This is a genomic window from Streptomyces coerulescens (assembly GCF_042657965.1).
Taxonomy (GTDB): Bacteria; Actinomycetota; Actinomycetes; order Streptomycetales; family Streptomycetaceae; genus Streptomyces; species Streptomyces coerulescens.
In genome coordinates, this window is record NZ_JBHSKM010000016.1 from 136,433 (window position 1) to 153,522 (window position 17,090).

Genomic DNA, 17,090 nt, shown 5'->3' on the forward strand with positions numbered 1-17,090 from the left:
GTATACAAATACACGCACTGAATTTCATGTATCGGTTGACGTGTTCGTGGGTTCGGGTCAGTCTGGTGGGCAGACGGGGAGCACTTGAGGAGAGGCGGACATGTCCGAGCTCACGTCCTCTGTGCCCGGCCCTGACGGCGACCGGGTCACCGTGGAGGTACGCGGAGAACTCGACCTCGACACCAGCGAGCGGCTGCGCAACTCGCTGCGCTCAGCGCTGCGCCGCTCGGTCCGGGGCCTCGATCTGGACCTGGCGGGCGTCACCTTCTGTGACTGCGCCGCCCTCAACGTCCTGCTCGCCCTGCGACTGCGAGCGCTCAAGCAGGGCAAGACGGTCGTGATCCGCGCCAGTGGCACGGCCGTCGACCGTTTGCTCGCGCTGACTCAGACGCGGGAGCTGTTCGCAGTCCCGGGTGCCGAGGGGCCGGACACCTCGGCCGGGGAACTGCGCGCGGCGGTGCAGGCGTCCGAGGAGTTCGTGCAGGACCTGCGGATCGAGGTCGCCCAGCTGCGCCGGGCGATGCAGACCCGGCCGACCATCGACCTGGCCCGCGGCATCCTGATGGCCTCCTTCGGCCTGAGTTCCGACGACGCCTGGACGGTGCTGGTCGAGGCCTCGCAGAACACCAACACCAAACTGCACACCCTCGCCGACGGCCTGGTCACCGCGGTGAAGGGCGACCCGCTGCCCGAGGCGGTGCGGGAGCAACTGTCGTGCGCCGTCGCCAAGGTCGGCTTCACGGGTCCCACCGGTTCCACAGGTCCCACCGGTTCCACAGGTCCCACCGGTTCCACCGGTTCCACCGGTTCCACCGACTCTGTCGGCGCCGCTCGCTCCGCCGACTCCGCCGGCTCCGTCGCCGGAGCGTCACGGTTGCGTTGATCGGCGGCGCGACGGCAGGGTGCGGGGTGTGCCTACCTTGCTGATCATCCATCACACCCCCTCGCCCAACTGCCAGGCCATGCTCGAAGCCGTCGTCTCCGGCGCGACCGCGCCCGAGATCGAGGGCGTCGACGTCGTGCGGCGGGCGGCGCTCGCGGCCACGGCGTCCGATGTGCTCGCCGCCGAAGCGTACCTGCTGGGCACCCCCGCGAACCTCGGCTACATCTCGGGCGCTCTCAAGCATTTCTTCGACCAGATCTACTACCCGTGCCTTGACGCGACCCGAGGCCGCCCCTTTGGCTACTACGTGCACGGCGGCAGCGATGTGACCGGCGCCGTACGGGCCGTCGACTCCATCACGACCGGCCTCGCCTGGCGGCGCGCCACGCAACCCGTGACGGTGACGGGTGAACCCGGCAAGGCCGACATCGAGGCGTGCTGGGAGCTCGGGGCGACGCTCGCCGCCGGACTGATGGACTGAGCCGGTCTCCCGTCGCTGCGGTGTTGGTTCGAACACCGTTGCTCAGACGAGGTTTACGAGGCTCATAAGATATTTCTGAGAATTCCTGAGGCGGTTGAACACTGCGCCGTCGGCCTCCGTATAGGACCGGGGGATTTTCATGCCCTGACCGACCACGAGGCGTAGGAGTACTTCCTTGGGACGCAGCACGCGAAGACGCCCAACGGGCGCACGGCGCGCGACCTTTGCAGCGGTCGCGCTGATGTTGGGCGGCGGCGGCCTTGTTGGGGCCAACGTCTATGCCTCGGCGACCGAAGACGCCGGAACGGACAGCGCTCAGCCGTTGTCCTCCCCGGCCGGCACGATCGACTGCCCTGACGTCGGCGACAAGCTGACGGACGTGCCGGAGGCGGCCAAGGAGGATGTGGCGAAGGAACTCGCCCTCCTGGACCAGCAGATCGCGGACGCCTACCAGCGGTTGACCGAGGCGGCGCAGGCGATCCAGCAGGACCCCGGCTTCGCCGACAACGCGATCATGAAGCCGCTGAAGGAGAAGCGCGGCGCGACGATCGAGCGGATCGCCATCGCCGTGGACCGCACGGGGGACCGGCCCGAGGGCCTGGACGGCCTCGCCGACTGCACCCTGCGCGCCCCCGAGGCGGACAGCGGTGACCAGGCGAACGGCGGTGACCAGGCGAACGGCGCCGACGGCCAGGACGGCGCCCAGGACAACGGCGGCGACGGCCAGAACGACGCCGGCGAGGGCGGCGAACAGCAGGGCGACGGAGCCCAGAACGGCAACGGCGGACAGGCCGGCAACGGCCCCGTCGCGGCGGACTACCAGGACATCAAGTCCGTACAGCCGAACGTCCAGAACCCGGCCCTGTCCTCGGACGCCTCCCGCGGCACCTTCGCCACCAGCTGCGGTGTCAACGAGAACGGCCTGTTCAACTCGGACAACGTCATCGTGGCCCCCGGCGTCTCCAACGGCGCCCACCACTTCCACGACTACATCGGCAACCAGTCCAACGACGCCTTCGCGAGCGACGAGGACCTGGCGAACGCCGAGACCAGCTGTGTGAACCAGGACGACAAGTCCACGTACTACTGGCCCGTGATCCGTCTCCAGAACGGTTCGCAGGAGCAGGACGCCAACTCGCCCGGCGGCGGTATCGAGGGCAACGCCGGTGAGATCGTCACCCCCAAGGAGGTGACGCTGAACTTCGTGGGCAGCCCGCGCAGCAAGGTCACCGAGATGCCGCGTCTGCTGCGCATCATCACCGGTGACGCGAAGGCGTTCATCAACGGCACCGCGAACGCCAACGCCTCCTGGAGCTGCACCGGCTTCGAGGACCGGCAGCTGAAGGACAAGTACCCGCTGTGCCCGCAGGGCAGCGACGTGGTGCGCACCTTCAAGTTCCAGAGCTGCTGGGACGGGACGAACATCGACAGCGCCAACCACCGCACCCACGTGGCGTTCGCCGCGGCGGACGGCAGCTGTGCGAACGGCTTCAAGGCCATTCCGCAGCTGGTGCAGCGGATCGTCTACGACGTCAACGCGCCGAGCCTTCAGGACGGCGGCAAGACGACCCCGCTGTTCGCGGTGGACTCCTTCCCGGAGCAACTGCACAAGCCCGTCACCGACCACGGCGACTTCATCAACGTCTTCAGCGAGGACCTGATGAGCGAGATGGTCGACTGCATCAACGCGGGCCGCAAGTGCGGTGCCGGCGCCGACGAGGGCGGCGACCCGGGCCAGGAGGAGCCGACCGAGGAGCCGACGCAGGCGCCCACCACTCCGCCGGCCGACGACGACAAGCCGGAGCCGGGCAACGGAGGGAACGAGCAGACGGACCCGCCGGCGACCGAGGACCCGGCCACCGAGGAGCCCGCGACCGAGGACCCGGCGACCGAGGACCCCGCCACCGAGGCTCCCTCGAACGACGACCCCGGTGACGAGGCGCCCGCCGACGACCCGGCGAACGACGACAAGCCGACCCTGTCCAGCACGGTCGCGCCCAAGTCGGACGGCACCCCGTCGGCCGCCGCGGGCGACGACCAGGCGCAGGGCGGCTCGGGCGACGACGAGAACGCGGGCGGTGCCGCGGCGCAGACACAGCCCCCCGGCGACGACACCGAGGACAGCCTGGGGACGAAGCCGCAGGCTGTCGGGGGCAACCTCGCCGAGACGGGCACCACGCTGTGGCCGGCCGCGGCCGGTGCCGTCCTGCTCATGGGCGGTCTCCTGGTCCTGATCCGCGCCAGGCGCAGCGCCCGATGAGGGTGATGCGGCAAGGGACCGGCGCGTGAGGCGCTGACGTTCCGCAGGGGCCCGGACCGGTCCACCCGGTCCGGGCCCTCGCGCGTTCCCCACCGCGATGCGGCACCCCCGCGCTTCAGTCCACGATGGCGCCGCAGGAGATGTTCACGTCCGTCGCGGTGAGCGTGCGGGCCCGGTCGGAGGCCACGAAGGCGGCCACGTCGCCGACGTCGTCGAGGGTCGCGGCCCGGCCGAGCTGGGTCGCCTCGACCAGGCTGTCGACGATGGCCTCGGCGCCGGGAAACCCGGCGGGCAGGGATTCCGGTACGCCGCCGGACTTCAGGGTCACGACCCGGATACCCTGCGGGCCCAACTCGATCGCCCACTGGCGGCGCAGTCCCTCCAGGGCGTCCAGCGCGATCTTGAAGCCGCCGAGGCCGGGCAGCGTCTGCGTGCCACCCCCGCCGAAGGCGAGGATCACTCCCGTGCCGCGGGCGGTCATGTGGCGGGCCGCCGCCCGTGTCGTCAGGAACTGCGACCGCATCGCCGTCACGATGGGCTGGAGGAAATCCCCCTCCGAGATCTCCATCAGCGGCTTCTGGATGTCTCCGTAGCCGACGGCGTTGAACGAGACGTCGATCCGTCCCGCCCGGGCGGCGACTCCGTCGACGAAGGCATCCACGGCCGCCTCGTCCCGCGCGTCGACCACGGCGGTCTCCGCGTCGCCGCCCGCGGTACGGATGTCCTCGGCGAGCTCGTCGAGCGGTGCGGCGGTACGCCCGGCGAGGAAGACCCGCGCCCCCTCACGGGCGAAGGCGCGCGCCGCGGCCCCGCCGATGGCGCCACCCGCGCCGTACACCACCGCGACCTTGTCCCTGAGCAGCATGACCGATCTCCGTTCTGACGGCTGCCGACCGGCCGGCCGCGTCGTGCGGCCCCGGCCCTCTCATCCGATACGTCGGCGCCGGACTCCGGAATTCGACACGCGTGAGCGGATCAGGGCGTGGGGATGCCCGCGGGGCGCGCCGGACGGCCGAGCCGGACGGGGACGCCGGGGGAGTACAGCACGCTGACCGGGGCGCCGCTCGGGGCGGGCAGGCCGGCCGCCGCGATCAGGTTCTCCTCGCAGGTGAGCAGCTCGGCGCGGTACAGCGGCCACCGGGGGTGGTGGTTGGGCAGATACGCAACCCCGTCCGGCCCGCCGAAGAAGGCGTTGTGCATGCCCCAGCGGGCGGTCAGGAAGTGCTCCAGCTCGGTGGGCTCCTCGATGCGTTCGCCGGTGCGCACGGTGATGCGGCTGGACGCGCCGCGCGGTCCGGGCCAGCGGCGGGAACCGGTGTAGGTGACGGTGTCGCCGGCCGGGCGGACGGACATCCGGGACCACAGGTACGGCAGCCGGAAGCCGACGCGCCCCATCACGACCGGGATCAGCCGCGAAGCGTCCATCGACCGGAAGACGACCCCGCGCCGCCCGTGCTCGTCCACCGAATACAGCCGCACATTCGTCTCCGGGAAGGTCCCGAGATACGGCACCCCGGGCATCCGCAGCCAGCCCACCCGGTGCATCCGGAAGGCGACCAGGCCGACGTACGTGACGTCGTCGTGGGTGTCGGCGACGGTGCCCCGCGGCAGCAGTGCCGTCACCACGTCGGGGTCGACCGCCCAGTGGATGAAGGTGAGGTCCAGCCACTCCTGGGTGAGGAGCGGGGTGCGTATGCGGGCGGGCGCGTCCGGGGTGACCGGCGTGGGTTTCGGCACGACGCCAGGATGGCAGAGCCGGCTCCGCCGTTCGCCGGCCACCCGGTCAGCCGTAGCGCGCGACGACGTCGGCGAGGTATCCGCGCAGCATGAGCCGGGCCTCTTCGAGCAGACCGGGATCACCGTCGGGGTCCCGGCGGAACGCCTCCTGGGCGAGGGCGTCGGCGGCGAGGACCGCGGCCTGGCAGGCGCGGGCGAGTGCCTCGTCGTCGTGGGCGAGACCGAGGGCCAGCAGGATGTGCCGGATGCCGTCCGCCATCCGGCGCTTGTGCTCGCGGTCCGCCGCGCGGATCTGCTCCGTGAGACCGCCGCCGAACCACAGGGCCCGGAAGCCGTGCTCGGTGCGGTAGATCGCGGCGTAGGTGTCGATGAGCACTCCGACGGGGTCCTCCCACCGCTCCTGTGTCGCGCCCCGGACCAGGTCGTCCATGGTCGCCTCCAGCCGGGCGAAGTAGCCCGCCGCGAGGGCGTCGACGATGGCGTCCCGGTCGGGCAGGTACTGGTACAGCGAACCGACCGAGACCTTGGCCTCCGCCGCGATCCGGGTCGTCGTCAGCGCCTGTGCGCCCTCGCGGACCAGGACCCGCTCGGCGGCCTGGAGGACCCGGGCGAGACGGGCCTTGCTGCGCGCCTGCTGGGGTGTGCGGCGCAGCGGGACCTGCCGGGTGCCGCCGGGATCCGGGGCCGGATCGCCCATGTGCGGCCTCCAAAGGTGAACGTGACTTTGTTTCAGCTTTAGGCTAGCGTCGCGCACATGACAGGCTCAAGCTCGGTGCTGGGTCAGGAGCGCGCCGCCGTGGCCGAGGCGTGCCGTCGGCTGGGTGCGGAGGGCCTGCTCATCGGCACGGCCGGCAACGTCAGCGCCCGGGTGGACGACCTGGTCGCGATCACGGCCACCGGAGCGGTGCTCGCCGAACTCACGGCGGACCAGGTGACCGTGGTCGACCTCGGCGGGGCCCTGGTGGCCGGGACGCTCGAACCCACCTCCGAACTCGACCTCCACCTCGGCGTCTACCGCCGCTACGGCACGGGCGCGGTCGTCCACACCCACGCCCCCATGGCGACCGCACTGTCCTGCGTACTCGACGAACTTCCCTGCATCCACTATCAGTTGCTCGCCCTCGGCGGCTCGGTGCGCGTCGCGCCGTACGCCACCTTCGGCACCCCCGAACTCGCCGAGTCCGTCCTGACGGCACTGGACGGACGCAGCGCCGCACTGATGGCGAGCCACGGCGCGCTCACCCACGCCCCGACCCTCGGCAAGGCCGTCGAGCACGCGCTGCTCCTGGAGTGGGCGTGCGGTGTGTACCAGCGCGCGGCCGCCCTGGGCACGCCCCGCGTCCTCGACGAACACCAGCAACTCGCGGTGATCGAGGCCGCGCTGGCCCGGAACTACGGCACCACCCACCCCGTACCACCCGTGCAGGAGGGAAACCGATGAAGGTCGTCACGCTGGGCGTGCATGTGCTGGACGTGCTGGTGCGGCCGGTCGAGGCCATACCCGAGGGCCAGGGTGCCACGCTGGTCGAGGACATCAGGATGACCGCGGCCGGCACGGCCGGCGGAACCGCGCTCACGCTCGCCAAGCTCGGCGCCACGGTGTACAGCGCCGGGGCCATCGGCTCGGACCCCACCGGGGACATGCTGGTCCGACTCCTGGGCGCGGCGGGCATCGACACCACGCACCTCGTCCGCCGCACGGACACCGCCACCTCCGCGAGCGTCCTGCCCATCCGCCCCAACGGCGACCGCCCCTCCCTGCACCTCCTCGGTGCCAACATCACCTACGGCCCCGACGACGTGCCCTGGGACGCCGTCGCCGAGGCCGACCACCTTCACCTCGGCGGCCCCGAACTGATCGGCGTCGACACCGCCACGCGCATCCTGTCGCACGCCAAGGAGCACGGCGTCACGACCTCGGTGGACCTCCTTGCACCCGGCGTCCTCGGCGGCTTCGAGCAGATCGAGGCCGCGCTGCCGTACGTCGACCACCTGCTGCCCAACGAGGACCAGGTCCTCGGCTTCACCGGCGAACAGGATCTGGTCGCGGGTGCGCACAAGCTCCTTGCCGCCGGGGCCGGGCTGGTCGCGGTCACCCGGGGCGGCGACGGTGCGCTGCTGGTGACCCCGGACGGCACCGAGGCGGTACCCGCCTTCGCGATCGACGTCGTGGACACCACGGGCTGCGGCGACGCGTTCTCGGCCGGCTTCGTCCGCGGCACGGGCCTGGGCCGGACGCCGCACGCATCGGCCGTCCTGGGCTGCGCCGCCGCGGCCCTGGTCGCCCAGGGGCTCGGCAGCGATCACGGGGACTTCGACCTCGCGGCCGCGGACACGTTCGCACGGGAGCACAAGAGGAGGTTCCCGACGGAGGCTGGGGCATCGGCGGGGACGTCCTGACCCTCCCCACACTTCAACACCCCCGGGCAGCTGACCTCGGTCTCACACGCTGGCGAGGGACACCTCGGTCGACTTGAACAGGACGGTGACCGCGGAGCCGGCGGCCAGACCCAGGTCACCGACCGCGTCCGCGGTGATCGCGGCCGTCACCTCGCCGCCGTCGACCGAAACCCGCACCGAGGCCATCGCGGCACCCGTCGAGACCTCCCGCACGGTGCCGGGCAGCCGGTTGCGGATGGACAGACCCTCCACCGGTCCGGTGGCCAGCGCCACCTCCGTGGCCTTCACGAGGGCCTGTACGGCGGAGCCGGCCGCGAGGCCCAGATCCTTGACCGCGTCGACGGTGATGGCGGCGGTGACGTCCTGACCACCGTCGAGGCGGACCCTGACCGTCGCCATGGCCTCCCCCGGGGTGACGGAAGTGACGGTGCCGGGGATCTGGTTGCGGATGCTCAGGCTCATGGTCGTACGCCTCGCAAGGTGTGGGGGATTTGTTGCGATTGGGGGTTCTGTGTGGACACCGTAGTCCGGCGGGCGCGCCGCCTGCGGGAACCCTGTCGCAACCGCGATGCGAAGGCCCCGCCGGACCTCGCAGAACCGTGCGCCGCCGACTGACGACCGCCCCTCACGCCGGGTAAGCGTGCGTCTGCGTCGCCTTCACCGTCGCCCACACCGTCGCTCCGGGACGCAGATCCAGTTCGGCGGCGGCGATGGTCGTGAGGTCGGCGGCCAGCGCCAGTTCGCCGGTGAGGGCGGCGCGGATCTGGTCCCCGTGCGTCTCCAAGCCGGACACCTCGCAGCGCCAGAGGTTGCGGGCGCTGGAACCGGTGGGGCGGTCACGGTGCAGGGTGACCGCACTGGGCGGGAAGGCGACGAACACCGGGCCGGTGAGGTCCTCGGTGGTCGTGACCGCGGGGCCGCCGTCGACACGGACCGTGTGGCCCGTGGCCTGGCCCCGGTAGAGGTTGAGGCCGACCAGATGCGCGATGTAGTCCGTGCGCGGACGGCGGGCGATGTCGGCCGGTGTGCCCTCCTGGACGACCTGGCCGTCCTCGACGACGACCAACCGGTCGGCGAGCACCATGGCGTCCAGCGGATCGTGCGTGACGAGTACGGCGACCGCCTCGAAGTCGGCCAGGTGGTGGCGGAGTTGGGCGCGCACGTCGAGACGGGTGCGGGCGTCGAGCGCGGCGAGCGGCTCGTCGAGCAACAGCAGCCGCGGCTGTGTGGCGAGCGCACGGGCGAGGGCGACACGCTGCGCCTGCCCGCCGGAGAGCTTGCGCGGCTTGGTTCCGGCATGCCCCGCGAGTCCCATGCGCTCCAGCCACTGGGCGGCCCGGGTGCGGGCCTCCGCTTTGGTGGCGCCGTGACAGCGCGGTCCGAAGGCCACGTTGTCCAGGGCCGACAGATGGGGGAAGAGCAGGTAGTCCTGGAAGACGACCCCGACCGGCCGGGACTCCGGCCGCGTATGCTCCAACTCGGCGCCGTCCAGCCGGAGATGACCGTCGGACAGGCCGACGAGTCCGGCGAGGGCCCGCAGCGCGGTAGTCTTGCCCGCGCCGTTGGGGCCGAGCAGCGCGACCACATCGCCCGGTGCGGCGCTCAAGGTCACGTCCAGTCGGAAGGTCCCCTGCTCCACCACCAGCCGGGCGTCGAGTCCCTCACCGGTCCCGGTGGGAGCGTCGACGGTGGTCTTCTCGGTGTCGGTCATGAGGCGGTCATCCATCGGTCACGCAACCCCGCCAGCACCGCGATCGACACGGCGAGCAGCACCAGGCTGAGGGCGATCGCCGCTTCGGGGTCGTTCTGCAGGGCGAGATACACGGCGAGCGGCATGGTCTGGGTACGGCCCGGGAAGTTGCCGGCGAAAGTGATCGTCGCGCCGAACTCGCCGAGCGCGCGGGCCCAGGCGAGGACGGCACCGGCCGCGATGCCGGGGGCGATCAGCGGCAGCGTGACCCGGCGGAACGCGGTGAAGCGGGAGGCGCCCAGGGTCGTGGCGGCCTCCTCGTAGCGCGGGTCGGCGGCCCGCAGCGTGCCCTCCACGCTGATGACGAGGAACGGCATCGCGACGAACGCCTCCGCGACCACCACGCCCGCCGTGGTGAACGGCAGCGTGACCCCGAACCAGTCGTCCAGCCATCTGCCCACGACGCCGTTGCGGCCGAGCGCCATCAGCAGCGCCACACCGCCGACGACCGGCGGCAGGACGAGGGGCAGGGTGACGAGGGCCCGTACGAGACCGCGGCCCGGGAACTCGACGCGGGCCAGCAGCCAGGCCAGCGGCACGCCGATCACCAGGCTCACCGCGGTCGCCGCCGTCGCGCAGAGCAGGGAGAGCTGGAGCGCCTGCCACACCTCCGAGCTGGTCAGCAGGTCGGGCATGCTGCGCCACGGGGCGCGGATCAGCAGGGCGACGAGCGGCAGAACCAGGAAGGTCAGACCGATCAGGGCGGGGACGAGCAGGGGCAGCGGAGCACCCCCACGCCCCGGCCTGCCGACCCGGCCCTCGCGGACGCGGTCGCGCCGCGGGCCACCGGTCAGCGTGTCCGCGGCGTCGGCCTTGTCCTTGGACGGGTCGGTCACGGCTCGAGGAACCCGGCCTCGCCAAGGACCTGCCGGCCCTCGGGGGACTGCACCAGCGCGATGAACGCCTTGGCGGCCTCGGTGTTCTGCGACTCCTTCAGCACGGTGATCGGGTAGTCGTTGATGGCCTCGGCGGACTCGGGGAACTCCACGCCCTCCACCTTGTCACCCGCCGCCTTCACATCGGTCTTGTAGACGAGGGCGGCGTCGGCCTCCTTCAGCGCCACCTTGTTCAGGGCGGACTTGACGTCCTCCTCGTAGGAGACCGGCGTGAGCTTCAGCTTGCTCGCGTCGAGGGCCTTCTGGGCGGCGGCACCGCACGGCACCGTCCTGTCGCACAGCACGACCTTCAGATCCGACTCCGTGAGGTCCTTCAGGGAGCCGATCTTGTCGGGATTGCCCGGCAGGGTCGCGATCTCGAGCTGGTTGCGGACGAAGGTGGCCGGCGTGCCGGACGCGCCCCCGGCGTCCGTGACGATCTTCATCGTCTTGGGGCTGGCGGAGGCGAAGACGTCGGCGGGCGCACCGCCGGTGATGCTCGCCGCGAGGGCGTCACTGCCGCCGAAGCTGAAGGTCACCTTCGTGCCCGGATGCTCCTTCTCGAACTCCTTGCCCAGCGCCGTGAAGCTCTCCTTCAGCGAGGCGGCCGCGAAGACGGTCACCCCACCGGAGAGCTTGTCCGAGGCGGAAGCAGACCCGGAGGCGTCGGACTTCGCCGACGACGAGTCGTCGGAGGAGGAGCAGGCGCCCAGCGCCAGCATGGCGGCGGCTCCCAGAGCTGCCACCTGCAAGGGGCGGTGGGACCGGCGCACGGTACGGGTCATCACGGATCTACTCCCTGTCATTCATGGTCTTTCCCCGGGGATGATCCGATGGCTCGGCTCGGCTCATCGCGTTCGGCGGTGAGTTTCCCGCCGTCGACCAGGCGCCTCACGGTGTCGGCGCCGACGCCCCGTAAGGCGGCCGCGTCCCCGATCCGGTAGGTGTGCATACGCCGATGATACTGCCGCAGATGCAAGGGAAAAGTCACCTGTGGGTTTGCATGAGCCGGAAATGGGTTCTGCCTGATTGGCATGTGCGTTTGTACGGGACGTCGGTGCGGGTACGGTCATCCGGGAGGGGTAGCCCGTGAGCCGGTCCCTCGCAGATGCCGGTAACTGACGGTGCCCGAGTTGCCGGCCTGGGCGGAGATCGATCCGGACTTCGGCCGGGCTCCCGTACTGCTCGCCGTCACCCTCGACGACACCCCGCTCGACGGCGCCGGCCCCCAGCGGGTAGACCCACCGGAACCCCGGGAGGACCCGCATGCAACTGCGTCAGCTGGAGTACCTGGTGGCTCTCGCCCGTGAGCGCCACTTCGTTCGCGCGGCCGCCGCCTGTTACGTCTCCCAGCCCTCCCTGTCGGCCGCGATACGGCGGTTGGAACACGAGCTGGGCGTGCCGATCGTGCGCCGGGGGAGACGCTATGAGGGACTGACCCCGGAGGGCGAGGTGGTGCTCGCGTGGGCGCACCGCATGCTGGCCGGATACGGGGGCGACGTCTGGTACCCGCAGCCGGCTCCGGCGGACCACCCCTGCCGCACCAGGGCATGACCCCGCACATCTCGGGCTCCTCCCTGTCGGCGCAGGCCCGTTACGCGGCCGGCACCCGGGAGATCCTGGAGTCCTGGTTCGCGGGCCGCCCGATCCGCGACGAGTACCAGATCGTCGACGGCGGAGCCCTGGCCGGGACCGGCGCTCACTCCTACTCGGTCACCGAGTGAGCGGCGGGGCCACCGTCCGGCACCCTCAGACGCGGTCGATGTGCACGTTCGTCGACTTCACCCGGGCGGTGGCCTCCATCCCCACCTCCAGGCCCAACTCCTCCACCGCTTCCCGCGTCAGCAGCGACACCAGCCGGTGCGGTCCGGCCTGGATCTCCACCTGGGCCGCCACGTCACCCAGCTTGATCGCGGTGACGATGCCGGGAAAGGCGTTGCGGACCGAGGTGTAGGAGGCGTCCTCCTCGCCGCTGCCGCCCTTGGCGAGCTCCACCGAGAAGGCGGCCAGGTCCTTCCCGTCGATGAGGCGCCTGCCGCTCTCGTCGCGATGGGTCGCCACCCGCCCCGCGTCCGCCCACCGCCGCGCGGTGTCCGGACTGACGCCGAGCAGCCGTGCGGCCTGGCCGATCGTGTATGCCTGCATGCAGGCCAAGATAGGTCAGGGACGGGGCAGGTCAGTGCACGAGGGACCCGTACGAGCGGGCCTTCGGCCCCCGAGCACGCCCCGCGGCTAGCCGTGCAGTTCTCGGTACGCCACGACCGCCCCGGGATGCAGCGGCACGGACCCGGTCGAGATCAGGCTGCGGGCGTCCAGGAACTGGGTGCCCAGGGCCGAGGCGGGGACGAGGTGGGTGGCGCGGCGGACCAGGACGTCGGTGAGGGCGGCGGCGACGGGGGAGGGCAGGTCGGGGCGGCACAGGAGCAGGTTGGCCACGCCGATGGTGGTCACCTCGGGCGTGCCCCGGTACGCGCCGGCCGGCACCGTCACCGCTTCGAGACCGGGTCCGGAGGGTTCCGTGCCGGCCCGCAGGCGGGAGAGCAGCGAGGCCAGCGGCAGCAGACGTATGCCGCGCCGGGCGCCGAGCCCGGAGAGGGCAGGCAGCGGCAGGCCGCCCGAGACCAGCAGGGCGTCGATGGCGCCGTCGTCCATCGCGCGGACCGCCTGGGGCAGCAGCAGGCGGCGGACCTGGACGTCGGTGCCCGGGGTCAGTCCCGCGGCCCGCAGCAGACGGTCGCCGAGGACGGCACCGCCGGAGGCGGGCGCACCCAGCGAGACCGTGTGCCCCGCCAGGTCGGCCACGGTGCGGATCGGCGCGTCGGCACGCACCGCGAGCTGGAGATAGTTCTCGTACACCCGGCCGATCGCCCGCAGTGGGACCGGGCGGCCGAACGGCGCCGAACCGTCGTACGCCGCCCACGCGATGTCGGCCAGGGACAGCGCCACGTCGGCCCGGCGGGCATGAAGCATGCCTATGTTGTCCACGCTGGCCTCGCTGTTGATCACCTCGCAGGTCAGCCGGGGGTAGGCCGCCCGCACCTGGTCGGCGAGGAGCCGGCCGAAGGCGGCGTAGAGGTTGCCCGACTCGCCGGTCGCGATGCGCAGCCTGCCCTCGGGGCCACGGTCCGTGTGCCGTGCGTCGGCCGTTCCGGCGGCTGCGAGCAGGCCGGTGCACATGACGCCGAGCGTGGCACGCAGGGCGGTGCGGCGGGCCGGGCCGGTCATGGCGTACGCCCCTTCGCCATGGACGTCGACTCCTGATCGGCGCGCGGGAGTACGGCCCTGACCCGCAGGCCGCGCGGTTCGGCCGACGCGAACTCGACGTGTCCGCCCCGCCCGGCCACCAACTGCTCGGCGATCGCCAGCCCGAGGCCGCTGCCGCGCACATCACGGTTGCGCTCCGAGCGCCAGAAGCGGGTTCCCGCCTGTGACAGTTCCGCCGTGCCGAGACCGGGACCGTCGTCCCGCACCTCGAACACCGTGTGCGGGCCCTCGACGAAGCAGCGCGTGCTGACGTGGGCGCCGCTTCCGGCGTACTTGATCGCGTTGTCCAGGAGGATGTCGGCGATCTGGGCCAGCTCACCTTCCGTGCAGGCCATGCGGACGGGTGGGCCGGGGACATGGTCGAGGCGGATGCCCGCCTGTTCGGCCACCGGGCGCCACAGCTGCACCTGGGCCGCGGCGGTCCCGGTCCCGTCGCAGCACGCCTCCGGTGCGTCCGTCACGGCCAGCTCGCCCGCCCGGTGTTCGGCGTTCGCGAGGGCGAGCAGGTCGTCCAGCAGGTGTTCCATGCGCTCCAGTTCGCCGGTCACGCCCGTGTACGTGCGGGTGGCGGAGTCGGGCAGCCGGAGCTGGAGGGAGTCGATGCGCAGGCGCAGCGCGGCGAGCGGATTGCGCAGTTGGTGGGAGGTGTCGGCGACCAGTCGGCGCTGCTGCTCCAGGGCCGTGGTCACCGCGTCGGCCATGCGGTTGAAGCCGGTGGCGAGCTGCCGCAGCTCGGGCGGCCCGCCGGCCCGGGCGTGCTCGGCCGGCAACCCCGCCGCGAGCGCGCCGACCGCACGGTCCAGGTGGTGCAGCGGCCGTACGACCCAGCGGGTGGCGGTGCGGGCGAGCAGCACGCAGGCCACCGCGAACACGCCCGCGCCGGCCAGGACCAGCGCCCAGCGCAGGGCGATGTCGTCGGCGGCGGCCCGCACCGAAGCCCGCAGCACCACGGCCCCGGACACCCGGGTGCCGGTGCCCACCGGGCGGGCGAGCAGTCGGTCGCCCCGGGACCAGGGGCGCAGCGTGCCGCCGGGCGAGACGCGCTGGTTGCGCAGCGCGGCGTCGACCAGCCTCGCGACGACCGGGTCCGCGGCGTGCAGACCGCCCGCCTGCACCACCGGCGCGCGGCGCGCGTCGACGACCACGACCGCCTCGCCGTACAGCTCCGCGTACCGGGTCACCTCGGCGGTCAGCGCCCCGGTGTCGCCGCTCTCGGCGGCCTGCGCGGCGAGCCCGGCGAAGCGGTCGAGGTCGCCGGTGCGGGCCGCGACGAGCTGCTCGGTGCGCTGGGTGGCGGTGACGCCGAGCAGCGGTACGGCGAAGCCGGCCACCGCGAGGACGGCGAAGGCGAGGACGACGGTCAGCACCCGGGTACGCATGGCCCGCTTCAGCCGCCGAACCGGTAGCCGAAACCGCGGATCGTCGTCAGCACGTCCGGGCGGCCGAGCTTGGCCCGCAGCTGGGTGAGATGGACGTCGAGGGAGCGGGACACCGCCAGATAGGCGTCGCCCCACACCTCGTCCATCAGCTGCTGGCGACTGACCGCCGTACCGGCCCGGCCGGCCAGCGCGGCCAGCACCGCGAACTCCTTCGTGGTCAGCCGCACCTCGGCACCGCCGACCGTCACCCGGCGCGCGTCGAGATCGACCTCGACGTCACCGGCGCGGATCGTGCGCGGCGCGGGTGCCGTCGGCGCGGTCGGTATGGCGGCGCGCCGGGTGACGGCCTCGATCCGGGCCAGCAGCTCGGCCAGCCGCACCGGCTTGACCAGGTAGTCGTCGGCGCCCAGACGCAGGCCGCGCACCACCGAACGCTCGTCGCCCCGCGCGGTGAGGACCACGACCGGTAGGCCGCTCACCGCGCGCAGCTTGCGCAGGACCTCCAGCCCGTCGAGATCGGGCAGACCGAGGTCGAGCAACAGCAGGTCGGCCTGGCGATGGCGGGCCAGGACGTCCTCGCCGCGCCGCACCCGGGTGGGCAGATGACCGTGCTCGTACAGGGCCTCCGTCAGGGCACCGGCCACCCCGTCGTCGTCCTCGGCCAGCAGCACGCGCACGCTCGCCACCCTCCCGGTCAGTCCCTGTCCTCGCTCTCCAGCGGCGATCCGTCCGACGTCTCGCGCATCCGAATGTAGACGAGCAGCGAGAGAAGGACGCAGGCGGTGACGTAGTAGAAGTACCAGCTCTCATGGCCGGCGTCCTTGAACCACAGGGCGACGTACTCGGCGGTCCCGCCGAACAGGGCCACGGTCAGCGCGTAGGGCAGACCGACGCCGAGCGCCCGGATCGACGTCGGGAACAGCTCCGCCTTCACCACCGCGCTGATCGACGTGTACAGGGAGCTCACGGCCAGCGGGCCGACCATGAGCAGGAACGCGTACACCGGATTGCTGGTGTGCGACAGGAGGGTCAGCGAGGGGACCACCACGAGCGCTCCCAGCACCCCGAACCCGATCAGCATCGGACGCCGCCCGATCCGGTCCGACAGCAGCCCCATGACCGGCTGGAGCAGCACGAACACGAGCAGCGCGAAGAAGTTGATCCAGGCCGCCGTCGGCTTGGCGATGCCGCTGGTGTTGACCATGAACTTCTGGAGATACGTCGTGTACGTGTAGAAGAACAGCGTGCCGCCCATGGTCAGGCCGACGACGATCAGGCACTGCCGGGGGTACGACAGCAGCATGCGCAGGCTGCCGCGCGCCGGACCGGCGCCCTTCTCGACCGCGGCCTCGGCCTCGGCGGCCACGCGCTCGAAGCTCTCCGACTCGTCCATGCCCCGCCGCAGCCATAGCACCACGATCGCCCCGGCGGCACCGACGACGAACGCGATCCGCCAGCCCCACGACTCCATCTGCGTGCCGCTGAGCAGTTGCTGGAGGATGATCTGGAGGCCGAGCGCCGTCAGCTGTCCGGCGATGAGGGTGACGTACTGGAAGCTGGAGTAGTAGCCGCGCCGGCCGGGCGAGGCGACCTCCGACATATAGGTCGCCGAGGTCGAGTACTCCCCGCCGACCGACAGCCCTTGCAGGAGCCGCGCGGTCACCAGCAGCACCGGCGCGACCACCCCGATCGCGTCGTACGACGGCGTCAGCGCCACGATCAGCGAACCGGCCGCCATCAGCGTCACCGACAGCGTCAGCGCCGCCCGCCGCCCCCGCCGGTCGGCGTACCGCCCCAGCACCCAGCCGCCGATCGGCCGCATCAGGAACCCGACGGCGAACACGGCGGCGGTGTTCAGCAGTTGTGCGGTCTGGTCGCCGGAGGGAAAGAAGGCGGCGGCGAAGTACACACTGAACGCGGTGTACGCGTACCAGTCGTACCACTCGATCAGATTGCCGATCGATCCACGCACGATATTGCTGACAACTCTGCGCTCGCCCTGACGCGACTCCCGCGTACCCGCGGTCGTGGTCTGTGTGGCCATCGAAAACTCCCTTGTCT

17 protein-coding genes and 3 pseudogenes are annotated in these 17,090 nt (G+C 72.0%); 7 read left to right on the plus strand and 13 right to left on the minus strand.

Features of this window, described 5'->3' with window-relative positions; translation table 11 throughout:
* The first annotated feature begins 100 nt into the window (after positions 1–100).
* The 3 genes from ACFPQ9_RS22080 to ACFPQ9_RS22090 all read left to right on the plus strand — a co-directional run bounded on the left by ACFPQ9_RS22080 (position 101) and on the right by ACFPQ9_RS22090 (position 3,624).
* Positions 101–883, plus strand: a complete 783-nt coding sequence (locus ACFPQ9_RS22080; protein ID WP_380855722.1) for an ANTAR domain-containing protein — start codon at positions 101–103, stop codon at positions 881–883.
* A 28-nt stretch (positions 884–911) separates the two neighbouring features.
* Complete coding sequence (locus tag ACFPQ9_RS22085; protein ID WP_380855725.1) at positions 912–1,364, plus strand: flavodoxin family protein; 453 nt, start codon at positions 912–914, stop codon at positions 1,362–1,364.
* A 241-nt stretch (positions 1,365–1,605) separates the two neighbouring features.
* Complete coding sequence (locus tag ACFPQ9_RS22090; RefSeq protein WP_380856271.1) at positions 1,606–3,624, plus strand: DUF1996 domain-containing protein; 2,019 nt, start codon at positions 1,606–1,608, stop codon at positions 3,622–3,624.
* Positions 3,625–3,739: 115 nt separating this feature from the next.
* Here ACFPQ9_RS22090 and ACFPQ9_RS22095 read toward each other — a convergent pair whose 3' ends face one another.
* The 3 genes from ACFPQ9_RS22095 to ACFPQ9_RS22105 all read right to left on the minus strand — a co-directional run bounded on the left by ACFPQ9_RS22095 (position 3,740) and on the right by ACFPQ9_RS22105 (position 6,058).
* Complete coding sequence (locus ACFPQ9_RS22095) at positions 3,740–4,489, minus strand: SDR family NAD(P)-dependent oxidoreductase (RefSeq protein ID WP_380855728.1); 750 nt, start codon at positions 4,487–4,489, stop codon at positions 3,740–3,742.
* 110 nt (positions 4,490–4,599) lie between these two features.
* On the minus strand, positions 4,600–5,361 hold the full coding sequence (locus ACFPQ9_RS22100; RefSeq protein WP_380855731.1) for a YqjF family protein: 762 nt from the start codon (positions 5,359–5,361) through the stop codon (positions 4,600–4,602).
* A 46-nt stretch (positions 5,362–5,407) separates the two neighbouring features.
* A complete protein-coding gene (locus ACFPQ9_RS22105; protein WP_380855734.1) occupies positions 5,408–6,058 on the minus strand; it encodes a TetR/AcrR family transcriptional regulator in 651 nt (216 codons plus the stop codon).
* 57 nt (positions 6,059–6,115) lie between these two features.
* Between ACFPQ9_RS22105 and ACFPQ9_RS22110 the strand changes: the two genes are divergently transcribed.
* Positions 6,116–6,802 carry a class II aldolase/adducin family protein gene (locus ACFPQ9_RS22110; protein WP_380855737.1) on the plus strand — a complete coding sequence of 229 codons (687 nt, stop codon included), beginning with the start codon at positions 6,116–6,118 and terminating at the stop codon, positions 6,800–6,802.
* Complete coding sequence (locus tag ACFPQ9_RS22115) at positions 6,799–7,761, plus strand: carbohydrate kinase family protein (RefSeq protein ID WP_380855740.1); 963 nt, start codon at positions 6,799–6,801, stop codon at positions 7,759–7,761. The genes ACFPQ9_RS22110 and ACFPQ9_RS22115 overlap by 4 nt, the downstream gene beginning before the upstream one ends.
* Positions 7,762–7,803: 42 nt before the next feature.
* Here ACFPQ9_RS22115 and ACFPQ9_RS22120 read toward each other — a convergent pair whose 3' ends face one another.
* The 5 genes and pseudogenes from ACFPQ9_RS22120 to ACFPQ9_RS22140 form a co-directional block, all read right to left on the minus strand.
* Positions 7,804–8,223: a TOBE domain-containing protein gene (locus tag ACFPQ9_RS22120; protein WP_380855743.1), complete on the minus strand. Its 420-nt coding sequence runs from the start codon at positions 8,221–8,223 to the stop codon at positions 7,804–7,806.
* A gap of 163 nt (positions 8,224–8,386) precedes the next feature.
* Positions 8,387–9,472 carry an ABC transporter ATP-binding protein gene (locus ACFPQ9_RS22125; protein WP_380855746.1) on the minus strand — a complete coding sequence of 362 codons (1,086 nt, stop codon included), beginning with the start codon at positions 9,470–9,472 and terminating at the stop codon, positions 8,387–8,389.
* Positions 9,469–10,347, minus strand: a complete 879-nt coding sequence (gene modB / locus ACFPQ9_RS22130; RefSeq protein ID WP_380855749.1) for a molybdate ABC transporter permease subunit — start codon at positions 10,345–10,347, stop codon at positions 9,469–9,471. The genes ACFPQ9_RS22125 and modB overlap by 4 nt, the downstream gene beginning before the upstream one ends.
* Positions 10,344–11,171, minus strand: coding sequence for a molybdate ABC transporter substrate-binding protein (modA, locus tag ACFPQ9_RS22135; RefSeq protein WP_380855752.1), 828 nt, complete (start codon positions 11,169–11,171; stop codon positions 10,344–10,346). Before modA ends, modB begins: the two co-directional genes overlap by 4 nt.
* A gap of 35 nt (positions 11,172–11,206) precedes the next feature.
* A pseudogene (locus ACFPQ9_RS22140) lies at positions 11,207–11,338 on the minus strand (MerR family transcriptional regulator); the annotation flags it as partial.
* A gap of 314 nt (positions 11,339–11,652) precedes the next feature.
* Between ACFPQ9_RS22140 and ACFPQ9_RS22145 the strand changes: the two are divergent.
* Both ACFPQ9_RS22145 and ACFPQ9_RS22150 read left to right on the plus strand, forming a co-directional pair.
* Positions 11,653–11,871, plus strand: a pseudogene (locus ACFPQ9_RS22145) (LysR family transcriptional regulator); the annotation flags it as partial.
* A pseudogene (locus ACFPQ9_RS22150) lies at positions 11,863–12,110 on the plus strand (NAD-dependent formate dehydrogenase); the annotation flags it as partial. The pseudogenes ACFPQ9_RS22145 and ACFPQ9_RS22150, both read left to right, overlap by 9 nt.
* A 25-nt stretch (positions 12,111–12,135) precedes the next feature.
* Here the strand turns inward: ACFPQ9_RS22150 and ACFPQ9_RS22155 are convergent.
* From ACFPQ9_RS22155 to ACFPQ9_RS22175, 5 genes are all read right to left on the minus strand, one after another.
* On the minus strand, positions 12,136–12,531 hold the full coding sequence (locus tag ACFPQ9_RS22155; protein WP_030955054.1) for a TOBE domain-containing protein: 396 nt from the start codon (positions 12,529–12,531) through the stop codon (positions 12,136–12,138).
* 87 nt (positions 12,532–12,618) lie between these two features.
* Positions 12,619–13,611: a TAXI family TRAP transporter solute-binding subunit gene (locus tag ACFPQ9_RS22160; protein ID WP_380855756.1), complete on the minus strand. Its 993-nt coding sequence runs from the start codon at positions 13,609–13,611 to the stop codon at positions 12,619–12,621.
* Positions 13,608–15,029 carry a sensor histidine kinase gene (locus ACFPQ9_RS22165; RefSeq protein WP_380855759.1) on the minus strand — a complete coding sequence of 474 codons (1,422 nt, stop codon included), beginning with the start codon at positions 15,027–15,029 and terminating at the stop codon, positions 13,608–13,610. The genes ACFPQ9_RS22160 and ACFPQ9_RS22165 overlap by 4 nt, the downstream gene beginning before the upstream one ends.
* An 8-nt stretch (positions 15,030–15,037) precedes the next feature.
* Positions 15,038–15,706 (minus strand): response regulator transcription factor, encoded by a 669-nt coding sequence (locus ACFPQ9_RS22170; RefSeq protein ID WP_380855762.1) that lies wholly within the window; start codon positions 15,704–15,706, stop codon positions 15,038–15,040.
* Between the two features lie 17 nt (positions 15,707–15,723).
* Positions 15,724–17,073 (minus strand): MFS transporter, encoded by a 1,350-nt coding sequence (locus ACFPQ9_RS22175; protein ID WP_380855765.1) that lies wholly within the window; start codon positions 17,071–17,073, stop codon positions 15,724–15,726.
* Between the last annotated feature and the right edge of the window lie 17 nt (positions 17,074–17,090).

Bases quoted from the DNA above. Each gene is read 5' to 3' on its own strand.
- ACFPQ9_RS22125 (WP_380855746.1), bottom strand. From the start codon at position 9,472: ATGACCGACACCGAGAAGACCACCGTCGACGCTCCCACCGGGACCGGT.
- ACFPQ9_RS22095 (WP_380855728.1), bottom strand. From the start codon at position 4,489: ATGCTGCTCAGGGACAAGGTCGCGGTGGTGTACGGCGCGGGTGGCGCC.
- modA (WP_380855752.1), bottom strand. From the start codon at position 11,171: ATGACCCGTACCGTGCGCCGGTCCCACCGCCCCTTGCAGGTGGCAGCT.
- ACFPQ9_RS22090 (WP_380856271.1), top strand. From the start codon at position 1,606: ATGTTGGGCGGCGGCGGCCTTGTTGGGGCCAACGTCTATGCCTCGGCG.
- ACFPQ9_RS22110 (WP_380855737.1), top strand. From the start codon at position 6,116: ATGACAGGCTCAAGCTCGGTGCTGGGTCAGGAGCGCGCCGCCGTGGCC.
- ACFPQ9_RS22105 (WP_380855734.1), bottom strand. From the start codon at position 6,058: ATGGGCGATCCGGCCCCGGATCCCGGCGGCACCCGGCAGGTCCCGCTG.
- ACFPQ9_RS22115 (WP_380855740.1), top strand. From the start codon at position 6,799: ATGAAGGTCGTCACGCTGGGCGTGCATGTGCTGGACGTGCTGGTGCGG.
- ACFPQ9_RS22080 (WP_380855722.1), top strand. From the start codon at position 101: ATGTCCGAGCTCACGTCCTCTGTGCCCGGCCCTGACGGCGACCGGGTC.
- ACFPQ9_RS22175 (WP_380855765.1), bottom strand. From the start codon at position 17,073: ATGGCCACACAGACCACGACCGCGGGTACGCGGGAGTCGCGTCAGGGC.
- ACFPQ9_RS22160 (WP_380855756.1), bottom strand. From the start codon at position 13,611: ATGACCGGCCCGGCCCGCCGCACCGCCCTGCGTGCCACGCTCGGCGTC.
- ACFPQ9_RS22120 (WP_380855743.1), bottom strand. From the start codon at position 8,223: ATGAGCCTGAGCATCCGCAACCAGATCCCCGGCACCGTCACTTCCGTC.
- ACFPQ9_RS22155 (WP_030955054.1), bottom strand. From the start codon at position 12,531: ATGCAGGCATACACGATCGGCCAGGCCGCACGGCTGCTCGGCGTCAGT.
- ACFPQ9_RS22165 (WP_380855759.1), bottom strand. From the start codon at position 15,029: ATGCGTACCCGGGTGCTGACCGTCGTCCTCGCCTTCGCCGTCCTCGCG.